The 17,800-nt window shown below is 53.8% G+C and carries 18 protein-coding genes; 12 read left to right on the top strand and 6 right to left on the bottom strand.

From position 1 onward, the window contains the following. The first annotated feature begins 257 nt into the window (after positions 1 to 257). Positions 258 to 1,643 (top strand): anaerobic C4-dicarboxylate transporter DcuC, encoded by a 1,386-nt coding sequence (gene dcuC / locus ACQ0PY_RS07040; protein WP_043001434.1) that lies wholly within the window; start codon positions 258 to 260, stop codon positions 1,641 to 1,643. Between the two features lie 56 nt (positions 1,644 to 1,699). Here the strand turns inward: dcuC and dpiA are convergent, their stop codons facing one another. Together dpiA and dpiB are read right to left on the bottom strand one after the other, a co-directional pair. After that, positions 1,700 to 2,377, bottom strand: a complete 678-nt coding sequence (gene dpiA, locus ACQ0PY_RS07035) for a two-component response regulator DpiA (protein ID WP_043001435.1) — start codon at positions 2,375 to 2,377, stop codon at positions 1,700 to 1,702. Continuing rightward, complete coding sequence (dpiB, locus tag ACQ0PY_RS07030) at positions 2,346 to 4,007, bottom strand: sensor histidine kinase DpiB (protein ID WP_109740001.1); 1,662 nt, start codon at positions 4,005 to 4,007, stop codon at positions 2,346 to 2,348. Before dpiB ends, dpiA begins: the two co-directional genes overlap by 32 nt. A 389-nt stretch (positions 4,008 to 4,396) precedes the next feature. Here dpiB and citC point away from each other — a divergent pair, with 389 nt between their 5' ends. The 8 genes from citC (at position 4,397) to rna (ending at position 12,056) form a co-directional block, all read left to right on the top strand. After that, the gene (gene citC / locus ACQ0PY_RS07025) at positions 4,397 to 5,473 is read left to right on the top strand and encodes a [citrate (pro-3S)-lyase] ligase (protein ID WP_109740000.1); all 1,077 of its coding nucleotides are present in this window, start codon (positions 4,397 to 4,399) and stop codon (positions 5,471 to 5,473) included. Further along, the gene (citD, locus tag ACQ0PY_RS07020; RefSeq protein ID WP_043001438.1) at positions 5,470 to 5,766 is read left to right on the top strand and encodes a citrate lyase acyl carrier protein; all 297 of its coding nucleotides are present in this window, start codon (positions 5,470 to 5,472) and stop codon (positions 5,764 to 5,766) included. The genes citC and citD overlap by 4 nt, the downstream gene beginning before the upstream one ends. Continuing rightward, positions 5,763 to 6,671 carry a citrate (pro-3S)-lyase subunit beta gene (citE, locus tag ACQ0PY_RS07015; protein WP_109739999.1) on the top strand — a complete coding sequence of 303 codons (909 nt, stop codon included), beginning with the start codon at positions 5,763 to 5,765 and terminating at the stop codon, positions 6,669 to 6,671. The genes citD and citE overlap by 4 nt, the downstream gene beginning before the upstream one ends. Positions 6,672 to 6,681: 10 nt before the next feature. Beyond that, entirely contained in the window at positions 6,682 to 8,214 is a 1,533-nt protein-coding gene (citF, locus tag ACQ0PY_RS07010) for a citrate lyase subunit alpha (RefSeq protein WP_109739998.1), read from the top strand. 3 nt (positions 8,215 to 8,217) lie between these two features. Continuing rightward, the gene (gene citX, locus ACQ0PY_RS07005) at positions 8,218 to 8,769 is read left to right on the top strand and encodes a citrate lyase holo-[acyl-carrier protein] synthase (protein ID WP_109739997.1); all 552 of its coding nucleotides are present in this window, start codon (positions 8,218 to 8,220) and stop codon (positions 8,767 to 8,769) included. Next, the gene (gene citG, locus ACQ0PY_RS07000; protein ID WP_109739996.1) at positions 8,741 to 9,649 is read left to right on the top strand and encodes a triphosphoribosyl-dephospho-CoA synthase CitG; all 909 of its coding nucleotides are present in this window, start codon (positions 8,741 to 8,743) and stop codon (positions 9,647 to 9,649) included. Before citX ends, citG begins: the two co-directional genes overlap by 29 nt. A gap of 25 nt (positions 9,650 to 9,674) precedes the next feature. Further along, the gene (citT, locus tag ACQ0PY_RS06995; RefSeq protein WP_043001443.1) at positions 9,675 to 11,138 is read left to right on the top strand and encodes a citrate/succinate antiporter CitT; all 1,464 of its coding nucleotides are present in this window, start codon (positions 9,675 to 9,677) and stop codon (positions 11,136 to 11,138) included. 111 nt (positions 11,139 to 11,249) lie between these two features. Further along, positions 11,250 to 12,056 carry a ribonuclease I gene (rna, locus tag ACQ0PY_RS06990; RefSeq protein WP_109739995.1) on the top strand — a complete coding sequence of 269 codons (807 nt, stop codon included), beginning with the start codon at positions 11,250 to 11,252 and terminating at the stop codon, positions 12,054 to 12,056. Positions 12,057 to 12,094: 38 nt separating this feature from the next. On the opposite strand, the gene ACQ0PY_RS06985 is transcribed toward rna, so the two are convergent. Together ACQ0PY_RS06985 and ACQ0PY_RS06980 are read right to left on the bottom strand one after the other, a co-directional pair. Then, positions 12,095 to 12,718, bottom strand: a complete 624-nt coding sequence (locus ACQ0PY_RS06985; protein ID WP_054176122.1) for a flavin reductase family protein — start codon at positions 12,716 to 12,718, stop codon at positions 12,095 to 12,097. A gap of 96 nt (positions 12,719 to 12,814) precedes the next feature. Further along, positions 12,815 to 13,651, bottom strand: a complete 837-nt coding sequence (locus ACQ0PY_RS06980) for an alpha/beta fold hydrolase (RefSeq protein WP_109739994.1) — start codon at positions 13,649 to 13,651, stop codon at positions 12,815 to 12,817. A 274-nt stretch (positions 13,652 to 13,925) separates the two neighbouring features. Here ACQ0PY_RS06980 and rnk point away from each other — a divergent pair, with 274 nt between their 5' ends. From rnk to uspG, 3 genes are all read left to right on the top strand, one after another. Next, a complete protein-coding gene (gene rnk, locus ACQ0PY_RS06975; protein WP_043001447.1) occupies positions 13,926 to 14,336 on the top strand; it encodes a nucleoside diphosphate kinase regulator in 411 nt (136 codons plus the stop codon). A 147-nt stretch (positions 14,337 to 14,483) separates the two neighbouring features. Further along, entirely contained in the window at positions 14,484 to 14,573 is a 90-nt protein-coding gene (yldA, locus tag ACQ0PY_RS06970) for a small membrane protein YldA (protein ID WP_272482625.1), read from the top strand. A 110-nt stretch (positions 14,574 to 14,683) separates the two neighbouring features. Next, positions 14,684 to 15,112, top strand: a complete 429-nt coding sequence (uspG, locus tag ACQ0PY_RS06965; protein WP_043001448.1) for a universal stress protein UspG — start codon at positions 14,684 to 14,686, stop codon at positions 15,110 to 15,112. Positions 15,113 to 15,189: 77 nt separating this feature from the next. On the opposite strand, the gene ahpF is transcribed toward uspG, so the two are convergent. Both ahpF and ahpC read right to left on the bottom strand, forming a co-directional pair. Continuing rightward, complete coding sequence (gene ahpF / locus ACQ0PY_RS06960; protein ID WP_109739993.1) at positions 15,190 to 16,755, bottom strand: alkyl hydroperoxide reductase subunit F; 1,566 nt, start codon at positions 16,753 to 16,755, stop codon at positions 15,190 to 15,192. Between the two features lie 243 nt (positions 16,756 to 16,998). Further along, positions 16,999 to 17,562, bottom strand: a complete 564-nt coding sequence (gene ahpC / locus ACQ0PY_RS06955; RefSeq protein WP_002894394.1) for an alkyl hydroperoxide reductase subunit C — start codon at positions 17,560 to 17,562, stop codon at positions 16,999 to 17,001. Positions 17,563 to 17,800: the final 238 nt, after the last annotated feature.

Raw genomic sequence — 17,800 nt, 5'->3', positions numbered from 1 at the left:
TTTCGCCGCCATTCATTAACAATGATGCCGCATAAACAAAACAAAAATGAAACAACAGGGAATTTTCCTGGAGACTGGAAAATAAAATATTTCACCTTCATCACGGCAACGAAAAAAATAGCCGCCGACCGACGGTTAATCGTTCTGTTTATTGATTTTAATCAGCAAGTAGCAAACACTTATTCGGCACATTTTTACACCAACTTATTGGTATTATCTTAATTTCACTTCTGGGTGTCTACGCGACAGGGGAAACAATGTTGACATTTATCGAACTCCTTATTGGAGTTGTGGTTATTGTGGGTGTAGCGCGCTACATCATTAAAGGGTATTCGGCAACCGGCGTGCTCTTTGTTGGCGGTCTGGTGCTGCTGATTATCAGCGCCCTGATGGGCCATAAAGTGCTGCCTTCCAGCGAGACCACGACGGGTTATTCCGCGACGGATATCGTTGAATACATCAAGATCCTGCTGATGAGCCGTGGTGGCGACCTTGGCATGATGATCATGATGCTCTGCGGATTTGCCGCTTATATGACCCACATCGGCGCGAACGATATGGTCGTGAAACTGGCGTCGAAGCCTTTGCAGTACATCAATTCACCTTATTTGTTGATGATTGCCGCCTATTTTGTTGCCTGTCTGATGTCCCTGGCAGTGTCATCCGCTACCGGACTCGGCGTATTGTTGATGGCGACGCTTTTCCCGATCATGGTCAACGTAGGAATCAGCCGCGGTGCCGCGGCGGCCATTTGCGCCTCGCCTGCCGCAATTATCCTTTCCCCTACCTCCGGTGACGTCGTGCTGGCTGCCAAAGCAGCCGAAATGCCACTGATCGATTTTGCCTTTAAAACCACACTGCCGATCTCCATTGCGGCAATCATCGGAATGGCGATAGCCCACTATTTCTGGCAACGTTATCTGGATAAAAAAGAGAACGCGGCCCACGAAATGCTGGACGTAAATGAAATCACCACTACGGCGCCGGCGTTCTATGCCATTCTGCCATTTACGCCGATTATCGGAGTGCTGATTTTTGATGGTAAGTGGGGACCGCAATTGCACATCATTACGATTCTGGTGCTCTGTATGCTTATTGCGGCAGTGCTGGAGTTCGTCCGGGGTTTCAACACCCAGAAAGTGTATTCAGGTCTGGAAGTGGCGTATCGCGGTATGGCCGATGCGTTTGCGAACGTGGTGATGCTGTTAGTTGCGGCGGGTGTTTTCGCACAGGGTCTGAGCACGATTGGCTTCATCCAGAGCCTGATCTCCATCGCCACTTCGTTTGGCTCAGCGAGCATCATTTTGATGCTGGTACTGGTGATTCTGACCATGCTGGCAGCGATGACCACCGGTTCCGGTAACGCGCCGTTCTACGCTTTCGTGGAAATGATTCCTAAGCTGGCACAATCATCGGGTATCAACCCGGCGTATCTGTCGATTCCGATGCTACAGGCATCCAACCTGGGCCGTACGATCTCCCCGGTCTCCGGCGTGGTCGTGGCGGTAGCCGGGATGGCAAAAATCTCGCCTTTTGAAGTGGTAAAACGCACCTCCGTACCGGTCATGGTCGGGCTGTTGATCGTTATCATTGCGACCGAAGTGATGGTGCCGGGTACCTCTTCCGCAGTAACGGGAGGCTGATTCAGAACCCTTGCCGGATGAGGGCACGCTATGTCTCATCCGGCCATACGCCGCCATTAACCGTGGTAAATTCGCTGCGGTCTCCCCACCTTGCCGTGCACAATTTCCGCAATAACTAAATGCCGACTGGCACAATATTCGAGGTACCGTCTGGCGGTCGTACGGCTGATGGTCAGCGCCTGCGCGACGGTTTCGGCGGTGTGCTGTACCTGAGGATCAGCAAACAGCTTTTTAACCGCATTCAACGTTAACGCATCAATCCCGGTGGGCAGCTCATCTTTCGGCTCGCCTCGCGCATAGGCATTAAACATCTCATCAATTTGTCGCTGACTGGCGCTGTCGTTTTCTGCCAGCATCCGTCTGCGCTGTTGGTAACGGGTGAGCGTCTGCCCCAGACGCTCATAGGCGATAGGTTTGATCAAATAATCAAACGCCCCGCTGCGTACCGCGTCGGCCACCGTTTCCATATCGCTGGCCGCCGTGGTAAAAACCACCCCGCCGGGATAATGCGACGCCGTCAGCTCATGCAGCAGCGTGATCCCCTTCCCGTCCGGAAGGTAGTTATCCAGTAAAATGAGGCCCGGTTTAAACCGTTCAATCATCATTCTCGCCTGCGCCAGATTACCGGCTAACCAGATCTGATTAAAACCGGGAATATGGCGGATGTACTCTGCATGCATCTCGGCAAGCAGCATTTCATCTTCAACGATTAATAGGGTTAATGGTTCCGTCATTGTTCTTTTTCACTTTCGGAATAAAAAGAGAGAATAAGGTGCCGCAGGGATCGTTATCTTCCAGAGTAATCGTTCCGCCACAGCGCCCCACATAACTTGCAATCAGGTACAGTCCGATGCCGTGCTCACCCGGCTCATCGGAACGGGTGCTTACACCCTGTTCGAATATTTTTTCACGCAGTGCCTCAGGGACGCCGCATCCCTGGTCGGCCACTTCTATCACCACATCATCGCCTTCATCGCTCAGATACAGTTCCACGACCTTATTCCCCTGCTCGGTACGCAAACTGGCGTCAAACGCGTTGTCGAGAAGATTTCCGACAATCGCCGAAAATTCGGTACTGTCCAGCCCTTCCGGCAACTGCTGAAGCTGACTGCCAGGAACGATCGTCATTTTGAGCCCCAGTTCGCGCGCGCGCTGAACCTTACCAAACAGCAGGCCCGCCACCTGGCGATCGGCAAACGCCTCGCGCAGGCTGTCAATCAACTGTTGCTGCGCCTGCGATTCCCCCTGCACCATCTCCCTGACCCGATCGTACTCTTTCATTTGCAGCAGGCCATTGAGCGTTGACATCCAGTTTAGATGCTCATGGCGCAACGTTCGCAGACTCTCCACATATTGCTTAATCTGTGTCAGTTGCGCGTTCAGGGTGGCGATCTCATCTTTGCTGCGAAAGCTGATAATCGCGCCCAGCAACTCATCCCCTGAACGGATCGCCTCACGGTTGGCAATAACGCTCAGACCATTGAAGTTGACCATCGCGTCCACACGCCTTTCGGCAATCTGTTCGGTAAAGAAATCGGATGGGTTAACCACCTCATGAATCGGTTTGCCCAACCATTGTCGACCTGGCGAACGCAGGCCGAGCATCTTTCTCGCACTACGGTTAATGGCCGTAATATAGCCGTCGGGATCCACGGCAATCAGCCCTTCATAAACAGAACTGAACAGCGCTTCCTGCTGACGAACTACCCGGGCAATTTGCTTCGGTTCCATCCCCATCATCTGACGGCGAATATGAGCGGCAAAAAACCAGGAAAGCAACATCAGTACCACCAGCAGCAAAACAAACACGCCGGCCATCGGTAGAATGAAGTCCAGCCGCCAGCTGTCAATTTTGCTGACCAGATAACCGATGGAGACCACGCCAATAACGTTGCCGTCATCATCAAAGATTGGCGTTTTCGCCCGCATTGCCAGGCCGATGGAGCCCGTCCCGGTAATGAAATAGCTTTCTCCCCTCTCCAGCGCGCCAGGCTTGGTAAACTGCATCGGGTAGCCAATTTTCTCCGGGTTAGGATGATAAAGCCGGATAGAGTGACTATCGCCGATCACCACATAGTCAAAATCAGTATCGCTCTGCAGTTTTCCGGCAATGGTTGCCAGCCGTTTGTAATCGCGATCCTTCACCGCCGCAATGATGCTGTCGTTGGCGGCAATAATCTTCGCCTGGTTCATCGCCATATCGCGAACGTGCGTACTCAAGTAATCTTCAAAGCTCGCGGAAAAATACTGTGCCAGCGCGGCAATAATGAACACCGAAAAAACGAGAATAAGCAGAAAAATGCGCAACGGAAATGCCAGTCGGCGAAAAAAAGAAAACGGCTTTTTATTTTTTTGAACCAACATGACGGTTCCTTAATGGGCATAATTCGGTAAAAGCCGCCAGCATATGTAATGAAATTGTTTTATACAGACAGGCAGCAAATAAAGACAATCGTTACAGATTCACCACATTAAATCAATTAAGTCATTTAACACCACGTCACAATCTGTAATAAGAATAATTAAAAAACTTAAAACCATTAAACTCATAAAAACCATCTAAGTGTTTGTGAAATAAATCAAAATTTACCTCAAAAATACTCCTTACGATGTATGCATTCCGGAAAAAAAGAAATAGGCCGTTGCAAAATCGTCTTTTCCCCGGAATGAAAACAAAACGTTATAAAATCGTATTTCCGTACAACATACATACAAAACCGGCAACAACAATATATCTTCAGGACTTATCCACTATGTTTGGTAATAATGTGTTCACGCGCGTCAAACGCTCAGAAAATATAAAGATGGCGGCGATCACGCAATTCCTGAAAGAAAATGATCTGAGCGTCGATACCACCGTTGAAGTTTTTATTACCGTGACTCGTGATGAAAAAATCATCGCCTGCGGCGGTATCGCCGGAAATATCATCAAGTGTGTGGCCATTAGTGAATCGGTACGCGGCGAGGGGTTAGCGCTCACGCTGGCGACAGAACTTATCAATCTCGCCTACGAAAGGCACTGCACGCATCTCTTCATTTATACCAAAACTGAGTATGAATCGTTGTTCCGCCAGTGCGGATTTTCAACGCTGACCCGCGTTCCCGGCATCATGGTGCTAATGGAAAACAGCACCACACGTCTGAAACGCTATGCAGAGTCATTAAGCAAACTGCGTCATGACGGCAAGAAAATCGGCTGCATCGTGATGAATGCCAATCCGTTCACCAATGGACACCGCTATTTAATCCAACAGGCGGCAGCGCAGTGCGACTGGCTTCATCTGTTCCTGGTGAAAGAAGATACCTCCCGTTTCCCGTATGAGGACCGACTCGACCTGGTGCTCAAAGGCACCGCAGACATACCGCACCTCACCGTTCATCGCGGGTCGGAATACATCATTTCGCGCGCCACGTTCCCGTGTTACTTCATTAAAGAACAAAGCGTCATCAACCATTGCTACACCGAAATCGATTTAAAAATTTTTCGTCAGTATCTGGCACCTGCGCTGGGGATCACCCATCGCTTTGTCGGTACGGAACCGTTTTGCAGCGTAACCGCCCAGTATAACCACGACATGCGTTTCTGGCTGGAAACGCCGACTCTTCCCGCCCCGCCCATTGAACTGGTGGAAATCGAGCGACTGTGTTTCCAGGGGACGCCGATCTCTGCGTCTCTGGTGCGCAAACTGCTCGTGAAAAAAGATCTCACGGCTATCGCGTCGCTGGTGCCTTCAGCCACTTTGCACTACCTGCAAAGCATGCCTGAGCGCACACCCGCTCACGCGACAGTCCGCCAAAAGACCCCCGCATTAGTAACAGGTGAAAAATGAAAATAAACCAGGCTGCCGTCGCAGGCACACTTGAGTCCGGTGATGTGATGATACGCATCGCCCCTCTCGATACGCAGGAGATTGACCTGCAGATCAACAGCAGCGTTGAGAAACAGTTTGGCGAGGCCATTCGCGCCACCATTCTGGATGTTCTGACGCAGTATGACGTGCGCGGCGTGCAATTGAATGTCGATGATAAAGGCGCACTGGACTGCATTTTACGTGCACGACTGGAAGCATTACTGGCGCGCGCCAGCGGTATCCCGGCCCTGCCCTGGGAGGATCGCCAATGATTTCCGCTTCTCTGCAACAGCGCAAAACGCGTACTCGCCGCAGCATGCTGTTTGTTCCCGGCGCCAATGCCGCGATGGTCAGCAACTCGTTTATCTATCCGGCAGATGCCCTGATGTTTGACCTGGAAGACTCCGTCGCGCTGCGTGAAAAAGACACCGCTCGTCGTCTGGTCTACCACGCACTGCAGCATCCGCTGTATCGCGACGTCGAAACCATCGTGCGCGTTAACGCACTGGATTCTGAATGGGGGATCAACGATCTGGAAGCCGTCGTTCGCGGCGGCGCTGACGTAGTTCGTCTGCCGAAAACCGATTCCGCTCAGGATGTTATCGATATCGAAAGCGAAATTCTGCGCATTGAAAAAGCCTGCGGTCGCGAGCCGGGCAGCACGGGTCTGCTGGCCGCCATCGAGTCACCGTTAGGCATCACTCGCGCCGTGGAAATCGCCCACGCCTCTGAACGTCTGATCGGGATCGCGCTGGGCGCGGAAGACTATGTACGCAACCTGCGCACGGAACGTTCGCCGGAGGGGACTGAATTACTGTTTGCCCGTTGTTCTATTTTGCAGGCCGCGCGCGCTGCCGGGATTCAGGCCTTCGATACCGTCTATTCCGATGCCAACAACGAAGCGGGCTTCCTGCACGAAGCCGCCCACATCAAACAGCTGGGTTTTGACGGCAAATCGCTGATCAACCCACGCCAGATTGATCTGCTGCACAACCTGTATGCCCCGACGCAAAAAGAAGTGACGCACGCGCGTCTGGTCGTGGAAGCCGCAGAAGCCGCCGCCCGTGATGGCCTCGGGGTGGTCTCCCTGAACGGCAAGATGGTCGACAGCCCGGTGATCGAGCGCGCACGTCTGGTGCTCTCCCGTGCAGAACTTTCCGGCATCCGCGAAGAATAAGGCAAAAACAATGACCCAGAAAAACGAACAGTCTCAACGACAGGAACGGGTAGCAGCCTGGAGCCGCCAGGCTGAAAGCGACCTTTCCACCTATACCAGCGCCGCAAAGCAGGCCCTGCAGGAACAGAAACCGCGCGACCAGAAACTGTGCGCCAGCCTGGAAGAGGCAATCCGCCGTTCCGGTTTGCAGGATGGCATGACTATCTCCTTCCACCATGCGTTTCGCGGCGGCGACCTGACCATTAACCTGGTGATGGCAACCCTCGCCAGCATGGGATTTAAAAACCTGACGCTGGCTTCCAGCTCCCTGAGCGATTGCCACGCGCCGCTGGTCGACCATATCCGTAACGGCGTCGTTAACCGTATTTACACTTCCGGTCTCCGCGGACCGCTGGCAGAAGAGATCTCTCGCGGCCTGCTCGCCGAACCCGTTCAGGTTCACTCCCACGGCGGCCGCGTGCATCTGGTTCAGAGCGGCGAACTTAACATTGATGTGGCCTTCCTCGGCGTCCCGTCCTGCGATCCGTTCGGTAACGCTAACGGCTACACCGGTAAAGCCTGCTGCGGTTCACTCGGCTATGCCCGCGTTGACGCTGAAAGCGCTAAACAGGTGGTGCTACTGACGGAACAACTGCTGCCTTATCCGTACAACCCGGCCAGCATTACCCAGGATCAGGTTGATCTGATCGTCCAGATAGACCAGGTCGGCGATGCCGATAAAATCGGAGCTGACGCCACCCGAATGACCACCAACCCGCGCGAACTGCTGATTGCCCGCAGCGCGGCAGAGGTCATCGCCCACTCCGGCTATTTCAAAGAAGGCTTTTCACTGCAAACCGGTACTGGCGGCGCCTCACTGGCGGTCACACGCTTTTTGGAAGACAAAATGCGTCGCCGCGATATCCGCGCAGACTTCGCGCTGGGCGGTATCACGGCCACCATCGTCGATCTGCATGAAAAAGGGTTGATTCGCAAACTGCTGGACGTACAGAGCTTCGACCGCAATGCCGCAGAGTCGCTGGCGCGCAACCCGAATCACATTGAAATCAGCGCAAACCAGTATGCCAACTGGGGTTCAAAAGGCGCCTCCGTAGACCGTCTGGACGTGGTTGTGCTGAGTGCGCTGGAAGTCGACACCCAGTTTAACGTCAACGTGCTGACCGGTTCTGACGGCGTCATTCGCGGCGCGTCCGGCGGACACTGCGATACCGCCGTCGCCGCTGCGTTGTCAATCATCGTCGCACCGCTGGTGCGGGGTCGCATTCCGACGCTGGTGGATAACGTGTTGACCTGCGTCACGCCGGGTTCCAGCGTCGATATTCTGGTTACCGATCATGGTATTGCGGTTAACCCGGCACGTCCGGAACTGGCGGAACGCCTGAAAGAAGCCGGCATGAAGGTGGTATCTATCGAGTGGCTGCGTGAACGTGCGCAACAGCTCACTGGTGAACCCCGTCCCATCGAATTCACCGACCGTGTGATTGCCGTGGTGCGCTATCGCGACGGTTCAGTGATCGATGTTGTTCATCAGGTGAAGGAATAAGCCATGCACCTGCTCCCTGAACAGGCCACCCGCCACGCCGTTTCAATTCCCGAGCTGCTCGTCAGCCGGGATGCGCGACAAGCACGGCAACACGTCTGGCTAGCGCGCCATCCCATTCCACTGGTCTCCTTTACCGTGGTAGCGCCTGGCCCGATTAAAGACAGCGAGCTCACCCGTCGCCTCTATAATCATGGCGTGACTACGCTGCGTACGCTGGCGGCACAGGCGGACTGGCATATCAGGGAGCAGGCTGCACTGGCCTCAGCCAGCGGGCCGGAAGGCATGCTCTCGATTGAGGCACCGGCCCGTGACATCAAGCTCGCGACCATTGAGCTCGAACATACCCATCCTCTGGGACGTTTGTGGGACATCGATGTGCTCACACCCGGAGGCGACATTCTCTCCCGCCGTCATTTCGCCCTTCCCGCCCGCCGCTGCCTGCTGTGCGAGCAGAGCGCTGCCGAATGCGCGCGTGGGAAAACTCACACGCTCTCCGATCTGATCGCCCACATGGAGGCGCTGCTGCATGCTGCCGATTCCCAATATGCCCGTTGAAACGACCGCTCTTCCTCGTACGCTGTTTGACGCATACGGCCATCTGGCGTGGCGTGCAATGCTGACGGAAGTCAATCTGTCGCCAAAACCCGGGCTGGTCGATCGTCTGAACTGCGGCGCGCATAAAGACATGTCGCTGACGGATTTTCATCGCAGCGCGCTGGCGATTCAGGCCTGGCTTCCGCGTTTTATTGAATACGGTGCATGCAGTGCGAAGATGCCGGCCGATGCCGTATTAACCGGCTTACGCCCGTTAGGTATGGCCTGTGAAGCGGACATGTTTCGCGCCACCGCGGGTGTGAACACCCATAAAGGCAGCATTTTTTCTCTCGGTCTGCTGTGTGCCGCCATTGGTCGACTACATCAACAGCAGCAGCCCATCACCCCGGAAACGATCTGTACCACCGCCGCCCACTTTTGCCGCGGCCTGACCGAGCGCGAACTACGCAACAACAACCAACAACTCACGGCAGGCCAGCGACTTTATCAGCAACTTGGGTTAACCGGCGCACGTGGCGAAGCCGAAGCGGGATATCCGTTAGTCATCCGCCATGCGCTTCCGCACTATCGCGACCTGTTAGCCGAGGGACGCGATCCCGAGCTGGCGCTGCTGGACACCTTACTCCTGCTGATTGCGCGCAACGGCGATACCAACGTGGCCTCGCGCGGCGGTGCGGCAGGACTGCGCTGGATACAGCAGCAGGCAAACGCATTGTTACAACAAGGGGGCATCCGAACCCCCGCCGATCTCGATCATCTGCATCAGTTCGACAGCCACTGCATTGAACGCAATCTCAGCCCTGGCGGCAGTGCCGACCTGCTGATCGTCACGTGGTTTTTAGCCCAGATTTCTCAAGTTAAACATTTACACAATTATTGAAAAGATCCTTTCCGGAGAATCACTTATGTCTTTATCGAAAGATAGTATATGGAAGTTGTTGGCTCCCCTGGTCGTCATGGGCGTCATGTTTCTTATCCCTGTCCCGGACGGCATGCCCCCGCAGGCATGGCATTACTTCGCCGTTTTCGTGGCGATGATCGTCGGTATGATCCTGGAGCCGATTCCGGCTACCGCGATCAGCTTTATCGCCGTGACCATCTGCGTCATTGGTAGCAACTACCTGCTCTTTGATGCCAAAGAGCTGGCGGACCCGGCATTCGATGCCGGTAAACAGGCGCTGAAATGGGGTCTGGCGGGGTTCTCCAGTACCACCGTCTGGCTGGTGTTCGGTGCGTTTATCTTCGCGTTGGGCTACGAAGTTACGGGGCTTGGCCGTCGTATCGCGCTGTTCCTGGTGAAATTCATGGGCAAACGCACCCTGACGCTGGGCTATGCGATTGTCATCATCGATATTCTGCTGGCGCCGTTTACGCCATCTAACACCGCCCGTACCGGGGGCACCGTATTCCCGGTAATCAAAAACCTGCCGCCGCTGTTTAAATCGTTCCCGAACGATCCGTCCGCACGTCGTATCGGCGGTTACCTGATGTGGATGATGGTCATCAGTACCAGTCTGAGTTCTTCGATGTTCGTTACGGGTGCTGCGCCAAACGTGCTGGGTCTGGAATTTGTCAGCAAAATCGCCGGTGTGCAGATTAGCTGGCTGCAGTGGTTCCTGGGCTTCCTGCCGGTCGGTATCATTTTGCTGATCGTTGCGCCGTGGCTCTCTTATGTTCTCTACAAGCCTGAAATCACACACAGTGCGGAAGTCGCAGCGTGGGCGGGTGACGAACTCAAAACTATGGGTACCTTGACGCGTAAAGAGTGGACGCTGATCGGTCTGGTTCTGTTGAGCTTAGGGTTATGGGTCTTTGGCGGTGAAATGATCGACGCCACCGCCGTCGGTTTGTTAGCCGTTTCACTGATGCTGGCGCTGCATGTGGTGCCGTGGAAAGACATTACCAAATACAACAGCGCCTGGAACACGCTGGTGAACCTTGCCACCCTCGTGGTCATGGCAAACGGTTTAACCCGCTCCGGTTTTATTGACTGGTTCGCCAGTACTATGAGCACCCATCTGGAAGGGTTCTCGCCTAACGCGACGGTAATTGTGCTGGTGCTGGTGTTCTACTTTGCCCACTACCTGTTTGCCAGCCTGTCGGCGCACACGGCTACCATGCTGCCGGTGATTCTGGCGGTCGGTAAAGGAATCCCAGGCGTGCCGATGGAACATCTGTGTATCCTGCTGGTGCTGTCCATCGGGATCATGGGTTGTCTGACGCCGTACGCAACAGGCCCAGGGGTCATTATCTACGGCTGCGGCTATGTTAAATCCAAAGACTACTGGCGTCTTGGCGCCATCTTCGGGGTGATTTACATTGCGATGCTGTTGCTGGTTGGCTGGCCGATTCTGGCGATGTGGAACTAGTTCTGACGTAAAACACTGAATGGATCAAGGCCCGCAGGGTAAAGACACCTCGCGGGCTTTTTTTATGGTTAAATAGATACTATTCAGATTTTATATAAGTTCAGAATCATCATGAAACCGACCTGGCAAAAATGGGTGTGGCTCGCCGCCCCACTCCTCCCCCTTTCTACCGCAACCGCCAACGAATTACAGGCAACACAGTACGGCGACTTTGACCGTTATGTGCTGGCCCTCTCCTGGCAGACAGGCTTCTGTCAGAGCCAGCACGATCGGGACCACCGTGAGCCTGACGAGTGTCGCCTGCAAAAAGAGACCGCCAACAAAGTCGATTTTCTGACCGTTCACGGATTGTGGCCAGGGTTACCGAAATCGGTCGCTTCACGCGGAGTCGATGAACGCCGCTGGATGCGCTTTGGCTGCGCCACGCGTCCGATCCCTAATCAGCCGGAAGCTCGCGCCAGTCGCAAATGTTCTGCGCCTGAAACAGGACTTTCGCTGGAAACCGCCGCGAAACTCAGTGACGTTATGCCAGGAGCAGGCGGACGTTCTTGCCTCGAACGCTATGAATACGCGAAACACGGCGCCTGTTTTGGCTTCGACCCGGATGCGTACTTCGGCACCATGGTGCGGTTGAACAAAGAGATCAAGGCCAGCGAATTAGGGGCATTTCTGGGCGAGAATTACGGTAAGAGCGTCAGTCGCCGCGCCTTCGATGCAGCGGTGGCCCAACGCTGGGGAAAAGAGGCCGTCAAAGCAGTAAAACTGAGTTGTCACGGCAATCCGGCTTATCTGACGGAGATCCAGTTCTCGCTGAAGGCCAGTGCCATTAACGCGCCGCTCTCCGCCGACTCGTTTGCCCCGCAACCCCATCCGGGAAACTGTGGTAAGCAGTTTGTCATCGACAAAGTAGGTTACTGATCTTTTGACCCGACGTGAAATCCGCGCCGGGTCAAAAATCAACGTTTCGCACGCGCATCCGGGCGCACCAGATCAAAACGGTGCGACTCGCTGATCGCATAGTAGGCCGTAGGGCCGCCAGCACGCAGCACGGGCTGTGCTTTTGCGGTCTGGTAAATCCCCTCTTCCAGCAGCGTTTCGGCAATATGAATCCCGACAACTTCACCGAGGATCAGCCAGGTTTCGATGGCTTCACCTTGCGCGGTCGTCAGTTGAATACTCTGCGACAGGCGACATTCAAAATTCACCGGGCTTTGCGCAACGCGTGGCACTTTTACCAGCCGACTTTCCGCCTTCGTCAGCCCGGCAGCGAAAAATTCATCTTCGCCATGCGGTAGGCTGGCAGAGGTTTCATTCATCGCGCTGGCTAATTCTCGGGTGGTCAGGTTCCAGACAAACTCTCCGGTTTCCATGATGTTACGCACGCTGTCTTTCCAGCCAGTGCTGGCAAAACCGATAATGGGCGGATGATAATTGAAACAGTTAAAGAAGCTATAAGGCGCCAGATTATCCCGGCCAGCGGTGTCCTGAGAAGCGATCCAGCCAATTGGCCTGGGGCCAACAATGGCATTCAGCGGGTCGTGCGGCAGGCCGTGTCCCTGCGAGGGTTGATAGAAATACATAGTATTCTCTGATGAATTTAACGTCGGCGAAGCACGAAATGCGCTCCGCTCATCCCCCTGATGGAAGAGGATCAGCGTAGAGCAATCCGTTAAAGATTACGACTGAATAAAGTTGAGCAGATCCTGATTTATCTGCTGCTTATGGGTGGTGCAGATGCCGTGGGAACCGCCCGCGTAGACCTTCAGTTGCGCGTCGGGCAAGATTTCTGCCGCCACTTTGCCGCAGGTTTCAAGCGGGACAATCTGATCGTCATCGCCATGAATGACCAGCGTCGGAATGGTCATTTTGCGCAAGTCTTCGCGCAGATCTGTTTCCGAGAACGCCTTGATGCAGTCGTACAGCGCTTTTATTGAGCCCTGTAATCCCTGCTCAACAAAACTCTCGCGCACGGCTTTCGACTCTTTCGCTCCCGGACGGTTATAGCCGTAGAAGGCGGCAGTGAGTTCATAGAAAAAGGCGGCACGGTCATTGACAACGCCTTCACGGATACCGTCGAACACCTCTTTTGGCACGCCGTTTGGGTTGAAATCCGTTTTCACCATGATAGGCGTCACCGCGCCAATCAATACCGCTTTCGCCACGCGCTGCGTCCCGTGTCGCCCAATATAACGCGCCACTTCGCCACCGCCCGTCGAGTGACCGACGTGCACCGCATTTTGCAGGTTCAGGTGTGCGGTCAGTTCAGCCAGATCGTCGGCATACTGATCCATCGTGTGCCCCTCCCACGGTTGCGCGGAACGTCCATGCCCGCGCCTGTCGTGGGCGATTACCCGATATCCTTTCGACCCCAGAAAAAACATTTGATCTTCAAAGGCATCTGCCGTTAACGGCCAGCCGTGGCTGAAGACAATGGGCTGTCCACTGCGATCACCCCAGTCCTTAAAATACAGATCGCTGCCATCTTTGAGAGTAATTTTGTCGTACTGGCTCATGAGATCTCCTGTAACGGAACGCTGAGAAAGTGACGCGCTCGCGGCGCGCGCTTAAAAAGCATAATGCAAATTTGAGAACGATCACGTTTATCCAATAAAATTCATACCAGCGATGCTTTTTTAGCTATTTACCCGAATGTGAACTAAATCACTTCAAACCCAGGGTAAGTCTCAGTATCATCGGGAGAGTTAAACCCTTGCCGCCAGACGGTGAGGGTTTTCTTTTGGGAATATTACCTGCGGCAAAACGCAGTACTGACGACATGGAGTAAAAATGTCCAGACCAACTATCATCATTAACGACCTTGATGCAGAACGCATCGATCGCTTACTGGAGCAACCCGCGTATGCAGATTTACCCATTGCCGACGCGTTAAATGCCGAGCTGGATCGTGCCCAAATGTGTTCGCCAGAGACCATGCCGCATGACGTCGTGACCATGAACAGTCGTGTTAAATTCCGCAATCTGAGCGATGGCGAAATTCGCGTGCGCACGTTGGTTTATCCTGCGGCGATGACCGACAGCAGTACGCAACTTTCAGTGATGGCGCCAGTGGGGGCAGCGCTGTTGGGCGTGCGTGTGGGCGACACCATTCACTGGGAACTTCCGGGCGGCGTATCCACCCACCTCGAAGTACTGGAGCTGGAATACCAGCCAGAAGCTGCTGGCGACTTCCTGCGTTAATCCCATCTGCATAAGCGACTTTCCGCTTTACCCAGAGGATGCGCTCGCATCCTCTTTCCGGCATCTTCAGTAAAATCACCCTTTCTTCCTGGTTCGCCTTTTTCCTGACTCGTCCACACTGAATCGGTTTCATTGGCAGGTGCGGTCATGAACGATACATTCAGCATATTACTGGGATTCTTCATTATGGCGGCGATCATCGTCGGCGCCGTGCTTTACCTGGAGAATCACTGGTAGCGAATGAACAAGGAATCGCCGCACATGCGAAAAATACCCTGCAGAAAGCAGACAGAATTATTATTATATGCTTGAATGATTTAAGTATTAATTAACAGGGAGAAACGGGTATGTATAAGACAATCATTATGCCGGTTGATGTTTTTGAAATGGAACTCAGCGATAAGGCGATTCGCCACGCTGAATTTCTGGCGCAGCAGGATGGCGTCATTCATCTTTTGCATGTGCTGCCTGGTTCTGCCAGCCTGAGCCTGCATCGCTTCGCCGCCGACGTTCGTCGTTTTGAAGAACACTTACAGCATGAAGCCGAAACCCGACTGCAAACGATGGTCGGTCACTTCAGTATCGATCCTTCCCGTATTAAGCAGCATGTCCGCTTTGGCAGCGTCCGTGACGTGGTCAATGAGCTGGGTGAAGAACTGAATGCTGACGTAGTGGTCATTGGTTCACGTAATCCGTCAATTACCACACACCTGCTGGGTTCTAACGCCTCAAGCGTGGTACGTCATGCCACGCTGCCGGTACTGGTTGTGCGTTAATCATCTGATGACTGACAAAAAAAGAGGTGCCAGTCGGCACCTCTTTCATTTTGCAGGTGTAGTCTTACTTTCTTTTTTTATGCCGTCTTCGTACGAATCAGGTAATCAAAGGCGCTCAGGGAGGCTTTCGCCCCTTCGCCGGTCGCGATGATAATCTGCTTGTACGGTACGGTGGTGCAGTCGCCCGCCGCAAATACGCCCTTCACACTGGTTTCGCATTTCGCGTCGATGATGATTTCACCCATCCGGTTGCGTTCAATCGCCCCTTCCAGCCAGGTGGTGTTTGGCAACAGGCCAATCTGGACGAAGATCCCCGCCAGTTCAACGTTGTGAACGTCGCCGCTCACACGGTCGCGGTATTCCAGACCAACCACTTTCGTGCCATCGCCTTTCACTTCTATCGTCTGCGCGTTCAGAATAATATCGACGTTTTTCAGGCTGCGAACTTTGTCCTGCAGTACCTGGTCCGCCTTCATTTCCGGGGCAAATTCCAGCAGGGTCACGTGTTCCACAATCCCTGCGAGATCAATCGCCGCTTCTACGCCGGAGTTACCGCCGCCGATCACCGCCACACGCTTGCCTTTAAACAGCGGACCATCGCAGTGCGGGCAATAGGTGACGCCTTTGGTACGATACTGATCTTCGCCCGGAACGTTCATGTTGCGCCATTTCGCACCGGTAGCAATGATAATGCTGCGCGCTTTCAGTACCGCACCGGAAGCGGTTTCAATCTGATGCAGACCGCCTTCGCTGGCCGCTGGCACCAGTTTGCTGGCGCTCTGGCTGTCGATGACATCCACGTCATAATCATCGACGTGCGCCTTCAGTGCACCAGCCAACTTCTGCCCTTCCGTTTTCGGGACAGAGATGTAGTTTTCGATATCCACAGTATCGAGTACCTGGCCGCCAAAACGCTCACCCATCAGGCCGGTACGAATCCCTTTACGTGCGGAGTAAACCGCTGCGGCTGCACCCGCAGGACCGGAACCGACAATCAGAACATCATAAGCATCACGCTGGCTCAGCTCTTCTGCGGCGCGTTTTTCAGCGCCAGTATCCACTTTCGCCACGATTTCCGTCAGCGTCATCCGACCCTGACCAAACTCTTTCCCATTAACGTAGACAGCCGGTACGCCCATCACGTTACGCTCAGTGATCTCGTTCTGGAACGTGCCGCCATCAATCGCCGTATGCTTGATACGCGGGTTCAGCACCGCCATCAGGTTCAGTGCCTGCACAACGTCAGGGCAGTTATGGCAGGAGAGTGAGTAATACGTTTCAAATTCAAAATCGCCGTCAATATCGCGGATCTGCTCGAGCAGAGACTGCGCTTCTTTTGACGGGTGTCCACCGGTCCACAACAGCGCCAGAACCAGCGACGTAAATTCGTGTCCCAGCGGAGAACCTGCAAAACGCGGCCCCTGCGTTGAACCCGGATTGGTGATCAGGAAAGAGGGTTTGCGCACCGACAGGCTGTTGTCTTCTTTAAAGGTGACTTTCTCTGACAGTCCAGCGATTTCAGCCAGCAGTTCCTTGATTTCCGCCGATTTAGCGCTGTCATCCAGCGTCGCAATCAGCTCAACAGGTTTCGTCAGTTTCTCAAGATAAGCCTTGAGCTGGGTTTTCATATTTGTGTCGAGCATTGTTCTTCCCTCTCTGAAAACATCATCATGCAAGCTGATTTGGCTGAGTCTGCATTAATACAACTTGCGTCATGGTGCTGAATAAAACGGGCACCCATAAGCACCCGTATGTGAGGTAAATTCCCTGTATTCCTTGTCACAGGAAGGCAGCAAGCTTATGAATCCCCGGGAGCTTACATAAGTAAGTGACCGGGATAAGTAAGCGCAGCCAACACACCTGTGGCATGAAAAACGCCGGAATTTTTAGATTTTACCGACCAGATCAAGGGATGGAGCCAGCGTCGCTTCGCCTTCTTTCCACTTAGCCGGGCACACTTCGCCTGGGTGAGAAGCAACATACTGAGCGGCTTTGATTTTACGCAGCAGGTCAGAAGCATCACGGCCGATACCTTCAGCGGTAACTTCGATCGCCTGGATGATACCCTGCGGGTCAACAACGAACGTCGCGCGGTCTGCCAGACCTTCGTCTTCACGCATGTTGTCGAAGTTACGGGTCAGGGCGCCAGTCGGGTCGCCGATCATCGCATATTTGATTTTAGCGATGGTCTCTGAGCTGCTGTGCCATGCTTTGTGGGTAAAGTGGGTGTCGGTAGAGACGGAGTAAACGTCTACGCCCAGCTTCTGCAGTTCTTCGTAATGGTCTGCAACGTCACCCAGTTCGGTCGGGCATACGAAGGTAAAGTCAGCCGGATAGAAGAAGAAGACGCTCCAGCGGCCTTCGGTATCTTTCTCGGTCACTTCGATGAATTCACCGTTTTTGAACGCCTGGTTTTTAAAAGGTTTAATTTTGGTATTAATCAAAGACATCTGTACTTCCTCCATGTTTTCGTTGAGAGATAAGTTACCGAAGATTGACTGACAGGGCTAATGCGTTTCCTTTATCAAATCAATAAGCGTTAGCTAACAAACCTCTCAATTCAACGTTGTGAACGTGCTACGACGCAAAGTAAAAAGGGCCACCTTTGCAGGCAGCCCCGTTACCTGAACTACCCGTGGGTAACTTCAGCGCCAGTGAAACTGGCTATGTGTTGCGCTCTACATTACC

It is taken from the genome of Citrobacter sp. LST-B2 (assembly GCF_057983045.1).
The sequence above is the reverse complement of the archived record's forward strand: the minus strand, read 5'-3'. Positions and strand labels throughout refer to the sequence as shown.

What these genes read in the sequence shown, in the direction of transcription:
- dcuC (WP_043001434.1), top strand. Translation starts at nt 258, where the DNA reads ATGTTGACATTTATCGAACTCCTTATTGGAGTTGTGGTTATTGTGGGT.
- dpiA (WP_043001435.1), bottom strand. Translation starts at nt 2,377, where the DNA reads ATGACGGAACCATTAACCCTATTAATCGTTGAAGATGAAATGCTGCTT.
- dpiB (WP_109740001.1), bottom strand. Translation starts at nt 4,007, where the DNA reads ATGTTGGTTCAAAAAAATAAAAAGCCGTTTTCTTTTTTTCGCCGACTG.
- citC (WP_109740000.1), top strand. Translation starts at nt 4,397, where the DNA reads ATGTTTGGTAATAATGTGTTCACGCGCGTCAAACGCTCAGAAAATATA.
- citD (WP_043001438.1), top strand. Translation starts at nt 5,470, where the DNA reads ATGAAAATAAACCAGGCTGCCGTCGCAGGCACACTTGAGTCCGGTGAT.
- citE (WP_109739999.1), top strand. Translation starts at nt 5,763, where the DNA reads ATGATTTCCGCTTCTCTGCAACAGCGCAAAACGCGTACTCGCCGCAGC.
- citF (WP_109739998.1), top strand. Translation starts at nt 6,682, where the DNA reads ATGACCCAGAAAAACGAACAGTCTCAACGACAGGAACGGGTAGCAGCC.
- citX (WP_109739997.1), top strand. Translation starts at nt 8,218, where the DNA reads ATGCACCTGCTCCCTGAACAGGCCACCCGCCACGCCGTTTCAATTCCC.
- citG (WP_109739996.1), top strand. Translation starts at nt 8,741, where the DNA reads ATGCTGCCGATTCCCAATATGCCCGTTGAAACGACCGCTCTTCCTCGT.
- citT (WP_043001443.1), top strand. Translation starts at nt 9,675, where the DNA reads ATGTCTTTATCGAAAGATAGTATATGGAAGTTGTTGGCTCCCCTGGTC.
- rna (WP_109739995.1), top strand. Translation starts at nt 11,250, where the DNA reads ATGAAACCGACCTGGCAAAAATGGGTGTGGCTCGCCGCCCCACTCCTC.
- ACQ0PY_RS06985 (WP_054176122.1), bottom strand. Translation starts at nt 12,718, where the DNA reads ATGTATTTCTATCAACCCTCGCAGGGACACGGCCTGCCGCACGACCCG.
- ACQ0PY_RS06980 (WP_109739994.1), bottom strand. Translation starts at nt 13,651, where the DNA reads ATGAGCCAGTACGACAAAATTACTCTCAAAGATGGCAGCGATCTGTAT.
- rnk (WP_043001447.1), top strand. Translation starts at nt 13,926, where the DNA reads ATGTCCAGACCAACTATCATCATTAACGACCTTGATGCAGAACGCATC.
- yldA (WP_272482625.1), top strand. Translation starts at nt 14,484, where the DNA reads ATGAACGATACATTCAGCATATTACTGGGATTCTTCATTATGGCGGCG.
- uspG (WP_043001448.1), top strand. Translation starts at nt 14,684, where the DNA reads ATGTATAAGACAATCATTATGCCGGTTGATGTTTTTGAAATGGAACTC.
- ahpF (WP_109739993.1), bottom strand. Translation starts at nt 16,755, where the DNA reads ATGCTCGACACAAATATGAAAACCCAGCTCAAGGCTTATCTTGAGAAA.
- ahpC (WP_002894394.1), bottom strand. Translation starts at nt 17,562, where the DNA reads ATGTCTTTGATTAATACCAAAATTAAACCTTTTAAAAACCAGGCGTTC.